General features: G+C 63.9%; 14 protein-coding genes. 9 read left to right on the top strand and 5 right to left on the bottom strand.

What is annotated here, in order from left to right:
• Window positions 1–60 precede the first annotated feature (60 nt).
• Complete coding sequence (locus M3484_RS08080; protein ID WP_249496478.1) at window positions 61–1,071, bottom strand: TraB/GumN family protein; 1,011 nt, start codon at window positions 1,069–1,071, stop codon at window positions 61–63.
• A 292-nt stretch (window positions 1,072–1,363) separates the two neighbouring features.
• Here M3484_RS08080 and M3484_RS08075 point away from each other — a divergent pair, with 292 nt between their 5' ends.
• Window positions 1,364–1,651, top strand: a complete 288-nt coding sequence (locus M3484_RS08075; RefSeq protein WP_092895358.1) for a co-chaperone GroES — start codon at window positions 1,364–1,366, stop codon at window positions 1,649–1,651.
• Between the two features lie 89 nt (window positions 1,652–1,740).
• On the top strand, window positions 1,741–3,378 hold the full coding sequence (groL, locus tag M3484_RS08070; RefSeq protein WP_092895356.1) for a chaperonin GroEL: 1,638 nt from the start codon (window positions 1,741–1,743) through the stop codon (window positions 3,376–3,378).
• Window positions 3,379–3,483: 105 nt separating this feature from the next.
• Here groL and M3484_RS08065 read toward each other — a convergent pair whose 3' ends face one another.
• Window positions 3,484–3,987 carry a GreA/GreB family elongation factor gene (locus tag M3484_RS08065; protein WP_092895354.1) on the bottom strand — a complete coding sequence of 168 codons (504 nt, stop codon included), beginning with the start codon at window positions 3,985–3,987 and terminating at the stop codon, window positions 3,484–3,486.
• 108 nt (window positions 3,988–4,095) lie between these two features.
• Here M3484_RS08065 and M3484_RS08060 point away from each other — a divergent pair, with 108 nt between their 5' ends.
• Both M3484_RS08060 and M3484_RS08055 read left to right on the top strand, forming a co-directional pair.
• Window positions 4,096–4,494: a low affinity iron permease family protein gene (locus tag M3484_RS08060; protein ID WP_216279305.1), complete on the top strand. Its 399-nt coding sequence runs from the start codon at window positions 4,096–4,098 to the stop codon at window positions 4,492–4,494.
• Window positions 4,488–5,204, top strand: coding sequence for an esterase/lipase family protein (locus tag M3484_RS08055; RefSeq protein ID WP_249496477.1), 717 nt, complete (start codon window positions 4,488–4,490; stop codon window positions 5,202–5,204). The genes M3484_RS08060 and M3484_RS08055 overlap by 7 nt, the downstream gene beginning before the upstream one ends.
• Before the next feature lie 47 nt (window positions 5,205–5,251).
• Here M3484_RS08055 and M3484_RS08050 read toward each other — a convergent pair whose 3' ends face one another.
• Window positions 5,252–6,328, bottom strand: coding sequence for a 5-(carboxyamino)imidazole ribonucleotide synthase (locus M3484_RS08050; RefSeq protein ID WP_249496476.1), 1,077 nt, complete (start codon window positions 6,326–6,328; stop codon window positions 5,252–5,254).
• Window positions 6,321–6,815 (bottom strand): 5-(carboxyamino)imidazole ribonucleotide mutase, encoded by a 495-nt coding sequence (gene purE, locus M3484_RS08045; RefSeq protein WP_092895346.1) that lies wholly within the window; start codon window positions 6,813–6,815, stop codon window positions 6,321–6,323. Before purE ends, M3484_RS08050 begins: the two co-directional genes overlap by 8 nt.
• A gap of 221 nt (window positions 6,816–7,036) precedes the next feature.
• On the opposite strand from purE, the gene M3484_RS08040 reads away from it, so the two are divergent.
• The 5 genes from M3484_RS08040 (at window position 7,037) to M3484_RS08020 (ending at window position 11,100) form a co-directional block, all read left to right on the top strand.
• Window positions 7,037–7,942 carry a TIGR01459 family HAD-type hydrolase gene (locus tag M3484_RS08040; RefSeq protein WP_249496475.1) on the top strand — a complete coding sequence of 302 codons (906 nt, stop codon included), beginning with the start codon at window positions 7,037–7,039 and terminating at the stop codon, window positions 7,940–7,942.
• Window positions 7,943–8,087: 145 nt separating this feature from the next.
• Window positions 8,088–8,540, top strand: coding sequence for a MaoC family dehydratase (locus tag M3484_RS08035; RefSeq protein ID WP_249496474.1), 453 nt, complete (start codon window positions 8,088–8,090; stop codon window positions 8,538–8,540).
• Window positions 8,541–8,608: 68 nt separating this feature from the next.
• The gene (locus M3484_RS08030; RefSeq protein ID WP_249496473.1) at window positions 8,609–9,532 is read left to right on the top strand and encodes a bifunctional riboflavin kinase/FAD synthetase; all 924 of its coding nucleotides are present in this window, start codon (window positions 8,609–8,611) and stop codon (window positions 9,530–9,532) included.
• A 93-nt stretch (window positions 9,533–9,625) separates the two neighbouring features.
• Window positions 9,626–10,078: a YcgN family cysteine cluster protein gene (locus M3484_RS08025; RefSeq protein ID WP_249496472.1), complete on the top strand. Its 453-nt coding sequence runs from the start codon at window positions 9,626–9,628 to the stop codon at window positions 10,076–10,078.
• A complete protein-coding gene (locus tag M3484_RS08020) occupies window positions 10,078–11,100 on the top strand; it encodes a threonine aldolase family protein (protein WP_249496471.1) in 1,023 nt (340 codons plus the stop codon). The genes M3484_RS08025 and M3484_RS08020 overlap by 1 nt, the downstream gene beginning before the upstream one ends.
• A gap of 15 nt (window positions 11,101–11,115) precedes the next feature.
• Here M3484_RS08020 and M3484_RS08015 read toward each other — a convergent pair whose 3' ends face one another.
• Complete coding sequence (locus tag M3484_RS08015; protein WP_249496470.1) at window positions 11,116–11,946, bottom strand: alpha/beta fold hydrolase; 831 nt, start codon at window positions 11,944–11,946, stop codon at window positions 11,116–11,118.
• Window positions 11,947–12,098 lie beyond the last annotated feature (152 nt).

The following is a 12,098-nucleotide window of genomic DNA, read 5'->3' as shown; positions in this document are numbered from 1 at the left end:
GCAGGATATCTTTGAGCCCTGCCCTAATCTGACGCCTGTTCTGGCAGAGAAAGCGGCGGATCAGGGCTGTGATACGGCCGCGGCCAGATCGAGTTCAGAAATCATCCAGCCATTTTCGGCCAGCAGGTTCAGCACACCTTCCTCGCCCGAGAGGTGCAGCGCGCCAAAGGCCACGACCAATGGCCCCTTTGCCGCCGCCGCCTCGATCACCGGGATCCAGGCGCGGTTGCGGCGGATCATCATCACATCCTCCATCACCGCCATCTCGGCATCGACCTGTTCTTTGGTATAGCCGGGCTGCTTATAGGCGAAGAGCCGGTTCAGCTCCCAGATCATCCGCGAATCTGCCTCGAAATAAAGGTCGGCCATCGTCACCGCCATATCTTCGGATTGCCCCTCCATCGCCAGCGAGGCCTCGACCATGGCAATCGACTGTTCCTCGCTGAGGCCGCCGAAGATCGTGAACAGTGTATCATAGGGCTCCAGTGCCCGGACCGGCACATTGGCTTCTTCCGCCGCGTCGATCAGCTGCGCGTCGAGCCCGTTTTTCAGATCGGGTTCGGCAATCATGCAGGACGGGATCGCCAGCACCACGGTGGCATACCAGGGCTGGAACTTGGCCGCGAATATCCCCGGAATACCGCGCGCCTCAAGCGCCTCGGAAAGCCGGCGCCAGGTGTCGCGCGGCAGGCGCTCCAGCAGGCTCGGCCCCTCGCTGATGAACATGAGCGAAGGGTTTTTGCCCATCGCCTGCATCAGCGCATTTTCCTCTTCGGGACCGGCCTCGACCAAAAGCCCGGCGGCCTCGCCGATACGCCCGATGAGCGCAGCCATAACCGACATATGTCGTGGGTCATCAATATGATAGGTGCCCACGATGGTCATCACCTGACCATCCTTTTCTGCCGTCCAGAAATTGCCGCGCGCAAAGGGGACGGCATCGGCGCGGGCGCGAATCTCTTTCAGATCGCCGGGCAGCATCTGGTCGACCAGATTGGTCCCGGCGCAATAGGCCGCAGCCTGCGAGACAAGCCCGAAAAGCGCAAAGGCTGCGGCGGCGAGATGTTTCATGACGGGCTCCGGCAAAATGGGCGGCAGATGGGCGCGGGCGGCGCGGATCGGGGCAGACTGCCATTTCAGCGCGGCAAGACCAAGGCAGGACGCGGGCAGTTCCCGCGAATGTTTGTACCAGTGTTTCCCGGGGCCGCCCGAACTGTCACGTCTGCGTGCATAAAACCCCGCATAAAAAGCCAGAGGAAGCGGTTGACAGGGGGGAGGCGTTTTCCTACCTGTTGTTCCGTTAGCACTCCCCCAGGGTGAGTGCTGATCAGATACAACCTGGCATACATGGGAGTGTTACCAGATGGCTTTCAAACCGCTGCATGACCGCGTTCTGGTCCGTCGCGTCCAGTCCGAGGAAAAAACCAAGGGCGGGCTGATCATCCCGGACACCGCAAAAGAAAAGCCCGCTGAGGGCGAGATCGTTTCGACCGGTGAAGGTGCCCGCAAGGATTCGGGCGAGCTGATCGCACCTTCCGTCAAAGCCGGCGACCGCGTGCTGTTCGGCAAATGGTCGGGCACCGAAGTCACCGTTGACGGTGAAGAACTGCTCATCATGAAAGAAAGCGACATCCTCGGCATCATCTCGTGATGACGGGCTGGCTCCGGCATCCGATCTGATTTCGGAACCGTGAGCCGCGCTTTCTTTTTCCTGAAACCTGCATCCAAGGAGACAGCATAATGGCTGCCAAGGACGTTAAATTCACCACCGACGCTCGTGACCGCATGCTGCGCGGCGTCAATGTTCTCGCTGACGCGGTCAAAGTGACGCTGGGCCCGAAAGGCCGCAACGTCGTGATCGAAAAGTCGTTCGGCGCTCCGCGCATCACCAAGGACGGTGTGTCGGTTGCAAAAGAGATCGAACTTTCGGACAAGTTCGAAAACATGGGCGCCCAGCTCGTCAAGGAAGTCGCTCAGCGCACCAATGACGAAGCAGGCGACGGCACCACCACCGCAACCGTGCTGGCGCAAGCCATCATCAAGGAAGGCCTGCGTTCGGTCGCAGCCGGCCTGAACCCGATGGATCTGAAGCGCGGTATCGACCTCGCGACCACCAAGGTCGTCGAAGCGATCAAAGCAGCTTCGCGCCCGGTCAAGGACTCGGACGAAGTCGCACAGGTCGGCACCATCTCGGCAAACGGCGAGGCCACCATCGGCCGCTTCATCGCTGACGCGATGCAGAAAGTCGGCAACGAAGGCGTGATCACCGTCGAAGAGAACAAAGGCCTGGAGACCTCGGTTGAGGTTGTCGAAGGCATGCAGTTCGACCGCGGCTACCTGTCGCCCTACTTCGTCACCAATGCTGACAAGATGATTGCGGATCTCGAAGACGCATACATCCTGCTGCACGAGAAAAAACTCTCGTCGCTGCAGCCGATGGTCCCGCTGCTGGAAGCAGTGATCCAGTCGCAAAAGCCGCTGATCATCATCGCGGAAGACGTCGAAGGCGAAGCACTCGCGACCCTCGTCGTGAACAAACTGCGCGGCGGTCTGAAAATCGCTGCTGTCAAAGCTCCGGGCTTCGGTGACCGTCGCAAGGCCATGCTGCAGGACATCGCGATCCTGACCGGCGGCCAGGTGATCTCGGACGATCTGGGCATGAAGCTGGAAAATGTCGGCATCGACATGCTCGGCCGCGCCAAGAAAGTCTCGATCAACAAAGACAACACCACCATCGTTGACGGTGCCGGCGAGAAAGCCGAGATCGAAGCCCGCGTGGCCCAGATCCGCACCCAGATCGAGGAAACCACCTCGGATTACGACAAAGAGAAACTGCAAGAGCGCGTGGCCAAACTGGCTGGCGGCGTTGCAGTGATCCGCGTCGGCGGTGCGACCGAAGTCGAAGTGAAAGAGCGCAAAGACCGCGTTGATGACGCGCTGAACGCAACCCGCGCAGCTGTGCAGGAAGGCGTGATCGTCGGCGGTGGCGTGGCTCTGGTTCAGGCGACCAAGGTTCTCGAAGGCCTGAAAGGCGCGAACTCGGATCAGGACGTGGGCGTCGGCATCATCCGCCGCGCGCTGGAAGCTCCGCTGCGTCAGATCTCGGAAAACTCGGGCGTTGACGGTGCAGTTGTTGCCGGCAAGATCCGCGAATCCTCCTCGACCTCGTTCGGCTTCAACGCTCAGACCGAAGAATATGGCGACATGTTCTCGTTCGGCGTGATCGACCCGGCGAAAGTGACCCGTACCGCTCTGGAGAATGCTGCTTCGGTCGCATCGCTCCTGATCACCACGGAAGCCATGATCGCTGACAAGCCGGCTGACAAAGCAGCTGCTCCGGCAATGCCGGGCGGCGGCATGGGCGGCATGGATTTCTGATCCATCCCTCTTGGGAAATACGGAAAGGGCGGCCCTCGGGCCGCCCTTTTCTTTACCGCTGACGCGGCGAATGCCTCCGACGGGAATATCTGAGCCAAAAGGAGGTCAGGGCCCTGAAGGGCGCCGGATTTCCAGGACCTCAAGGGTCAGATCGCCGGCGGGGCGCCTCCAGGTGACCTCATCACCCGCTCGCGCGCCGATCAGGGCGCGGGCAAGCGGCGAATGCGGGGCGATGCGGCCCTGCGCCGGGTCCGCCTCATCCTCGCCGGTGATCTCATAAAGGGTTTCGGCGCCGGCCTCATCCGCAACGCGGGCCTGGAGGCCAAAGGCCATCTCATCAGTGCTTTGGGCAGCCGGGTCGACCGGGATCGCCGAAGCGAGCCGCGCCTCGAGCCAGCGGATATCGCGCTCTGCCGCTGCTTCGGGCAGCTTGTCGAGCCGCTCTGCCCGCGCCCGCAATGCCGCAAGGTCGCGCAGCCGCGCGGCCAGACGCGCCTCCAGATCCGCCAGCCCGCGCAGGGTGACATAATTCGGGTGCTTTGAAAGCGGCAGCTCCGGCAGATCGGGCCGGTCCGCTCCGGCGTCTTCATTTACAAATGCGCGGCTCATCCTGTCCCCTCACCAACCGGGCAAGGCTCGTCCGGAATACGCATCTTGTCCAGAGCCGTCCTCTGCCCCAGATTGACCCGATCACCAGTTGCCCGGGGAATGATCACCATGAGCTACGCCACCATCGCCCGAAGCTGCGCCCGAACCTGTGGTCGCCCGGCCACGCTGCTGATGGCCGCCGGTTTCGTGCTGATCTGGGGCGTCACGGGGCCGTTTTTCGGCTGGTCAGACACCTGGCAGCTGGTCGCCAATACCGCGACCAGCATCATCACCTTCCTGATGGTCTTCCTGATCCAGAACAGCCAGGACCATGACACGGCGGCCATCCAGCTGAAGCTGGACGAGCTGATCCGGGCGACGCAGGGCGCCCATAACGCGCTGATGGATCTGGAAGAGCTCGACGAACGCGAGATCGCCGAATTCCGCCGCCGGTTTATCGCGCTTGCCCGCTCGGCGCGCGAGGGCCAGGCGCGGGGCGAGGGCGATACGGATTCGCCTGAATGCTGAGGCAAGGCAGCCTGCCCCGGCCGGCTTTGCGGCCTGATCCCGGCCGCGCGCGCCATGAGACAGTGGCCCTGATCCATGGCCTTGCCAGGTCACAGCGTTCGCTGCTGCCGATCGCGCTGCGGCTGAAGACGGCGGGATATGAGGTGGTGAATATCGCCTATCCCTCGACCAGGATGGCGGTTGCCGCGCTGCCCGCGCTTCTCGACCGCCAGTTGGGCGCGGCGCTGGCGATGGGGCGGCCACTTCATGCGGTCACCCATTCGATGGGGGGGATCCTGCTGCGCGACTGGCTCAGTCGCAACGCGCTGCCGCCGCCTGGCCGCGTCGTGATGCTGGCGCCGCCCAATCACGGATCGGAAATCGTTGACCGGCTCGGAGCGCTCGCGCCGTTTCGCTGGGTGAACGGGCCGGCGGGGCTTTCGCTCGGCACCGCTCCGGACAGCTGGCCGAACCGGCTGCCGCCTGCCAATTACCCGCTCGGGATCATTGCCGGAAGCCGCTCGGTCAGCCCCTGGTTCTCATCGCTGATCCCGGGCGAAGATGATGGCAAGGTCAGCGTCGCCAGCACCAGGCTTGAAGGCATGAGCGATCATATCACCCTTCCCGTCAGCCATACCTGGATGATGTTCGCACCCGGCGTCATCCGCCAGACCCTGCATTTCCTCGCCCATGGCCGGTTCGCCCGCGCGGCGCCCGCCTCTTTCCCGTGATCTGAACACTCCCGCCGGAGGTCCTCTGTAAGACCAGGAAAGATCGGTCAGCCCTTCACGACCCGGTTCACATGGCCCATCTTGCGCCCCAGACGCCAGGCGCCCTTGCCGTAAAGATGCACCGCCACACCGCTTTCACGCAAAAGCTCCGGCACGCGTTCGACATCGGCGCCGATCAGGTTCTCCATCACCACATCGCTGTAGCGGGTGCCATCCCCGAGGGGCAGCCCGGCCACCGCGCGGATATGCTGTTCGAACTGGTCCACCACACAGCCCTGCTGCGTCCAGTGGCCCGAATTATGCACCCGTGGCGCGATCTCGTTCACCAGCAGCCCTTCACGGGTGACAAACAGCTCCACCCCCATCACGCCGACATAATCCAGCGCATTGAGGATCCGCGCTGCGATCAGCACCGCATCGCTGCGCAGGGCCGGAGAGATGCGGGCCGGAACCGTCGTGGTCCGCAGGATGCCTTCACTGTGCACATTCTCGCCCGGGTCAAAGGCCGCGACCTGACCATCCGCGCCCCGCGCCGCGATCACCGAAATCTCGCGCTCGAAGGATACGAAACCTTCCAGCACCGAAGGCGCGCCCGCCATGCCCGCCCAGGCGGCGGCGAGATCGGTTTCCGGCGCCAGCCGCAGCTGCCCCTTGCCGTCATAGCCGAAGCGTGTGGTCTTGAGGATCGAAGGCACACCAAGGCGCGCGACGGCCCCGACCAGATCGGCATGGCTGTCGACCTGCGCGAAAGGCGCGGTTTTCAGGCCAAGGCCGGTCAGAAACTGCTTTTCGGTGATCCGGTCCTGGCTGATCGCCAGCGTCCGGCGATTGGGGCGGATCGGGCGCACCTCTTCGATCGCATCCAGCGCGGCGGTCGGCACATTCTCGAATTCATAGGTGACGACATCGACGCTTTCGGCGAAAGCCCGCAGCGCATCGAGATCCTCATAGGGCGCCGTGGTGACGCGGGCCGCCACATGCCCTGCCGGTGCCGCGCCCGGCTCGTAAATATGGGTGACATAGCCCAGCCGGCTCGCCGCGACCGAGAGCATCCGTCCCAGCTGGCCACCGCCCAGAATGCCGATTACAGCGCCGGGTTCCAGCGGCTTCAACGCGTCAGTCATCTTTCGGCTCCTCGGGGATAGAGGCGGAAAGGGCCGCCCGCCAGGCGTCAAGCCGCGCCGCAATACCCGCATCTGACACGGCAAGGATCCCCGCCGCCATCAGCCCGGCATTGGCCGCGCCTGCTGCGCCTATGGCCATGGTCGCGACCGGAAAGCCCTTCGGCATCTGAAGAATCGAATAAAGGCTGTCGACCCCCGAAAGCGCTTTCGTCTGCACCGGCACGCCGATCACCGGCACCCGGGTCTTGGACGCCATCATCCCCGGCAGATGCGCCGCGCCCCCTGCCCCTGCGATGATCACCTTCAGTCCGCGCGACACGGCAGACTTGCCGTAATCCCAGAGCCGGTCCGGCGTGCGATGGGCCGAGACGATCTTTGCCTCATAGGGGATCCCCAGCTCATCAAGGATCAGCGCGGCCTCTTTCATCGTGGCCCAGTCGGACTGAGACCCCATAATGATGCCGACAGTTACGGTGTCTTCCGGCATGACGCCCCCGTTTCAGCCCTGTGGGATCCGACCCTGTGGGTGCCGGCCCCGTGGTAGCCGGCCCTCTGCCGGTGTCTTTCGGTCCTATAGCGCATGTTCCGACAGGAGCAAGCGTAAGCCGCCGCTCCCGCCCTCAACGATGCCGCGGGCAGCATTGTGGCCTTTGCCATTCTGGCCTGGCTCGCCTATGCCTTGACCTGCCTTTTGAAAGGATGCGCTCCATGTCTCTGCCGCCCCGGACCACCCTGATCCCGTCTCTTGCCGAAGTGAGCGGCGGTTACGACGCGCTGTTCTGCGATCTCTGGGGCTGTGTGCATAATGGCGAAGTGGCCTTCCCGGCCGCAGTCGCAGCCCTGCAGGCCGCGCGGGCCAGCGGGGTGACGGTGCTGCTTCTGACCAATTCGCCGCGCCCCAAAGAGGCGGTGATCGCGCAGCTCGACCGGATCGGCGTGCCGCGCGATGCCTGGGACGAGATTGCGACCTCGGGCGATGCGGCGCAGTTCGGGCTCCTGACCGGCGCGGTCGGGCGGCGCGTGTTTCATATTGGCGCGGAAAAGGACATGTCCTTTTTCACCACCTTTGCCGCCGATCTTGCCGGACTGGCGGCGGTTGAGGCCCCGATTACCCTCGTGCCGCTGGCCGAGGCCGAGGGCATCGTCTGCACCGGTCTCAGGGATGACCTGACCGAGACACCCGCCAATTACCGGGCCGAGCTGCTGCTGGCGAAAACCAACGGGCTCAAAATGCTCTGTGCCAATCCCGATATCATTGTCGACTGGGGAGACCGGCGGATCTATTGCGCCGGTGCGCTGGCCCAGGCCTATGAGGAAATGGGCGGCGAGACGCTGTATTTCGGCAAGCCGCATCCGCCGATCTATGATCTGGCGCGCCGCCGGCTGGCTGCGCTGACCGGGCGCGATGACATGCGCATCCTCTGCATTGGCGACGGGCTGCCAACCGATATCCGGGGCGCCGGGGCCGAGGATCTGGACGCGCTGTTCATCACCGGCGGAATCCATGCCGAAGAATTCGGCTCCGATGCGCAGCATCCCGACCCGGCGCGGCTGAACGCCTGGCTCACGGAGCAGCAACAGGCGCCGCTTTTTGCGATTCCCGCATTGGCCTGAGCCCGCGCAAGGAATTGAGTTGGTAATTTAATTCCGTTTCAAGATGCGCAATCGTAAATTACTTGCGCCGCAGATTGCTCTGCGCCGCAGCATCTGCTAATCCTGTGGCTGACGGAAAGGATTCGTCCCCACAGGATCAGCCATGATGTTTGACCACAGCCATAATCAGCCGCGCGGCACGATCTGTATCGAGGATCTCGAAATCGGGATGCGCCGCAGCCTGACGAAACAGATCACCGACCGCGATATCGAACTGTTTGCCGAGGTCTCGACCGACCGCAACCCGGTGCACCTGGATGATTCTTATGCCCGGGACACGATTTTCCAGGGTCGCATCGCGCATGGCATGCTGACGGCGGGTCTCATCTCGGCGGTGATCGGCGAACAGCTTCCCGGCCATGGCACCGTCTATCTGGGCCAGAGCCTGAAGTTCATGGCCCCCGTCCGCCCGGGCGATATGGTGACCGCGGAAGTAACGGTCCTGGCGATTGATCACGCGAAACGGCGGGTTACCCTTGAAACCACCGCATCTGTCGGTAAAACAACGGTCCTGAAGGGTGAGGCCGTCGTTCTGGCGCCAAGCCGTAAATTCGACTGACCGGGCCTGACGCAGGACAATCTGAGGCCAGATGATCTGCGCCGTGGCCGAAACGCCTGCGGGGAAGAATGCAGATTCATCAGGACTGGCACTGGCTTGACGCATCGGGCCGTGGAACCTCCTGCGCCCTTGGCAATTTCGATGGCGTACATCTTGGGCATCAGGCGGTGATCGACCTGGCCCGGGGGCCGGCGCCTCTGGGCATCGTGACCTTCGAGCCGCATCCCCGCCAGTTCTTCCAGCGCGATGCGGGCCCGTTCCGGCTGATGAATGCCGAGGCGCGGGCGAACCGGCTGGCAAAGCTCGGGGTCGAACATCTGTTCCAGCTGCCCTTCAATGCAGGCCTCGCGGCACTGACGCCCGAGGAATTCGCGCATAAGGTGCTGGCCGAGGGCCTTGGTATCAGCCATGTGGTGATCGGCGAGGATTTCTGTTTCGGGAAGGGCCGCGCCGGCCGCGCCGAAGACATGAAACGGCTGGGCGAGAAATATGGCTTTACCACCACCATCGCGCCTTTGCTGAAACGGGGCGGGATCGGCATTTCTTCGACCGCGATCCGCGATGCGCTGAGCGAGGGGCGACCGGGCGATGCAGCGGCAATGCTGGGGCACCTGCACCGGATCGAGGGCGCGGTGATCCATGGCGAGAAACGGGGCCGCGAGCTGGGCTTCCCGACCGCGAATATGGATCTGACCGGGCTGCATCTGCCACGCTTCGGGGTCTATGCCGTCAGGGTCGATGTGCTTTCGGGCCCACAGGAAGGCAGCTATATGGGGGCCGCGAGCCTCGGTGTGCGGCCGATGTTCAACGGCGTGGCGCCGAATCTTGAAACCTATCTGCTGGATTTCAAAGGGGACCTTTACGGCCGCCACCTTTCGGTGGCGCTCGTGGAATTCCTGCGGCCCGAACTGAAATTCGACGGTTTGCCGGCCCTGATTGCCCAGATGAACCAGGACTGTGATCAGGCGCGGGCGGCGCTCGCTGCAGGCTGACGCCCCGGTTTCTGTGCAGAAACCGGCCCAAAAATCTGCAAAGATTTTTGCGCCCCCCTTTCCATTCGCGGTGAGCGGGATCAAATAGCGCCTATGTCCAGCCTGCGCCCCCGTTTCTGGGAAACCGTCCCGCTCACCAAGATGACGCCTGCCGAATGGGAGGCGCTTTGTGACGGCTGCGGCAAATGCTGCCTGAACAAGCTGGAATTCGAGGATACGGGCGAGCTGGTCTTTACCCGTGTCGCCTGCCGTTTGTTCGACAATGCGACCTGTCTGTGTTCGGATTACCCCAACCGCAAGAAACATGTGCCGGAATGCGTATTCCTGACGCCGAAAACGCTGGCGAAATCCGCGTATTGGATGCCCGAAACCTGCGCCTATAAGCGCCTTTATTATAACGAACCACTTCCCGACTGGCACCCGCTGGTCACAGGCGATCCGGACAGCACCCATACGCTCGGCCCGACGATCCGGGGGCAGACCGTATCCGAGCTGACGGTTCCCGAGGAAGACTGGGAAGATTATCTGCTCGACGAGGAAGAGTGATGCATTTCGCCTCTGACAATTGCTCCGGCGTGGCGCCGCAGATCATGGCGGCGATGGTTCGCGCCAATGAGGGCCAGGCGCCCGGATACGGCAATGACCCGCTGACATCGCGGCTGACCGCGCAGATCCGCGAGGTATTCGACGCGCCCGAGGCCGAAATTGCGCTGGTCCCGACCGGCACCGCCGCCAATGCGCTGTCCCTGGCGGTGCTTGCCGCGCCCTGGAGCGCGATTTTCGCGCATGAGCTGGCCCATATCACCCGGGACGAATGCGGCGCACCCGAGTTTTTCACCCATGGCGCCAAGCTGGTGCCGGTGCCCGGCGCGCATGGCCGCATGTCACCCGACGCCCTGCGGGCCGTGATCGCGGCCCATGGCACGGGCGGCGTGCACAGCGTTCAGCGCGGCGCGGTCTCGCTGACCAATGTCACCGAGGCCGGCACGGTTTATACCGCTGCCGAGACCGCGGCGCTTTGTGCCGTGGCGCGTGAATTCGGGTTGCCGGTGCATCTCGATGGCGCGCGCTTTGCCAATGCGGTGGTGGCGACAGGCGCCTCACCGGCCGATCTGAGCTGGCGCGCGGGTGTTGATATCCTCTCGCTGGGCGGCACCAAGAACGGCTGTATGGGGGTCGAGGCGGTGGTTCTGTTCAATCCGTCGCGCGCCTGGGAATTCCAGCTCAGACGCAAGCGCAGCGGGCATCTGCTGTCGAAACACCGCTTTCTGGCGGCCCAGATGTCGGCCTGGCTTGAGAATGGGCTCTGGCTCGACCTTGCAGCCCATGCCAACAGCATGGCGGCACGGCTTGCCGCAGGGCTTACTGCAAAGCCCGGCGTCTCGCTGCGGGGCCCTGTCGAGGCCAATCTGATGTTCACAACCTGGGAGAGCGGTCTGCACGACCGGCTCCGCACTGCCGGGGCGAGCTATTACTCTGAGGATGGCGCCGGTTACGAGGGCGCGCGGCTCGTCACCGGCTGGTCCACCACGCCGGACGATGTGGACCGGTTTCTCGCCCTGATCTGAAGAACTGACCGACCCTCAGCCGTCGGCCAGCAGCTCTTGCATTGCGCGTGCAATCGGCTCGGGATGGGTCAGTGGCAGCATATGGCCTGCCCCCCCGACCCGGATCCGTCGCGCACCCGGGATACGCGCCGCCAGCGTATCCAGGATTGCCGGCACGATGGCAGGGCTCTCGCTGCCCTCGGCGAGGAGGACCGGGATCTGCAAGGCCTCGAGCCGGCCCGGCGCGAGCATCCCCGCCGCATCCTCCATCAGGATCGGGTTCAGATTAAACACCAGATACATGCGATCTGCCATATAGCGGCGCTGACGTTCGGGCAGCGCGGCAAAGGGGATGCCACCGCCCCAGGCCCTGTGAAACAGCACCGCCGCCGCGTCGATATCCTGCGCGCCCAGATCAGTCACCCGCTCATGCGCCGTAAAGTTCTCAGCAAAAGCCTGCGTCCCCTTTGCCGCGGCGAAGAGCACCGGTTCGGCGAGGGTCAGACTGCGCACGAGGTCGGGACGCTCCAGCGCGAGGCGCAAAGCGACAGTGCCCCCGAAACTATGACCGATCAGGTCGACCGGCGCCCCGCCCCCGATTTCTGCCGCAAGCTCTGCCGCGATCGCGGTTGCGAGCCCGTGCAGATCCGCCCCGGGCGGCGCGCTTTGCCCATGCCCCGGCAGGTCGGGCGCCGTGACCGTCACCTGCGGCAAGAGCTGTGCCAGCCCCGCCCAGGCGCCGCCATGCGCGAGGCTGCAATGCAGCGCCAGCAGCGGGCGCGCCCCCGATCCGAAGCGCCGCACCGCCGTTTCATGGCCAGCGATTCTGTGCAGGATGGGGTCAGCGCGCCGGTCAGACAGGGTCATGGGATCCTCATTGCGGTCTCAGATGGGCCGTTCGCAGTTGCGAACATGCGTCATTTGGCATTTTCGTGACAGCATGGCCATATGCAGCCCCGGATTGCACGCCGCGCCCCTTTGCCCGGCCTTCCCTCGGTGCTATCCCGCGCGCATCCGAT

This window comes from Pseudomonas sp. GX19020, from assembly GCF_023371075.1.
In the GTDB taxonomy this organism is placed as follows: Bacteria; Pseudomonadota; Alphaproteobacteria; order Rhodobacterales; family Rhodobacteraceae; genus Pseudogemmobacter.
This window is presented reverse-complemented; position numbering and strand designations above follow the sequence as displayed.

Bases quoted from the DNA above. Each gene is read 5' to 3' on its own strand.
- M3484_RS08020 (WP_249496471.1), top strand. From the start codon at position 10,078: ATGCATTTCGCCTCTGACAATTGCTCCGGCGTGGCGCCGCAGATCATG.
- M3484_RS08040 (WP_249496475.1), top strand. From the start codon at position 7,037: ATGTCTCTGCCGCCCCGGACCACCCTGATCCCGTCTCTTGCCGAAGTG.
- M3484_RS08025 (WP_249496472.1), top strand. From the start codon at position 9,626: ATGTCCAGCCTGCGCCCCCGTTTCTGGGAAACCGTCCCGCTCACCAAG.
- purE (WP_092895346.1), bottom strand. From the start codon at position 6,815: ATGCCGGAAGACACCGTAACTGTCGGCATCATTATGGGGTCTCAGTCC.
- M3484_RS08050 (WP_249496476.1), bottom strand. From the start codon at position 6,328: ATGACTGACGCGTTGAAGCCGCTGGAACCCGGCGCTGTAATCGGCATT.
- M3484_RS08055 (WP_249496477.1), top strand. From the start codon at position 4,488: ATGCTGAGGCAAGGCAGCCTGCCCCGGCCGGCTTTGCGGCCTGATCCC.
- groL (WP_092895356.1), top strand. From the start codon at position 1,741: ATGGCTGCCAAGGACGTTAAATTCACCACCGACGCTCGTGACCGCATG.
- M3484_RS08075 (WP_092895358.1), top strand. From the start codon at position 1,364: ATGGCTTTCAAACCGCTGCATGACCGCGTTCTGGTCCGTCGCGTCCAG.
- M3484_RS08080 (WP_249496478.1), bottom strand. From the start codon at position 1,071: ATGAAACATCTCGCCGCCGCAGCCTTTGCGCTTTTCGGGCTTGTCTCG.
- M3484_RS08065 (WP_092895354.1), bottom strand. From the start codon at position 3,987: ATGAGCCGCGCATTTGTAAATGAAGACGCCGGAGCGGACCGGCCCGAT.
- M3484_RS08015 (WP_249496470.1), bottom strand. From the start codon at position 11,946: ATGACCCTGTCTGACCGGCGCGCTGACCCCATCCTGCACAGAATCGCT.
- M3484_RS08035 (WP_249496474.1), top strand. From the start codon at position 8,088: ATGTTTGACCACAGCCATAATCAGCCGCGCGGCACGATCTGTATCGAG.
- M3484_RS08030 (WP_249496473.1), top strand. From the start codon at position 8,609: ATGCAGATTCATCAGGACTGGCACTGGCTTGACGCATCGGGCCGTGGA.
- M3484_RS08060 (WP_216279305.1), top strand. From the start codon at position 4,096: ATGAGCTACGCCACCATCGCCCGAAGCTGCGCCCGAACCTGTGGTCGC.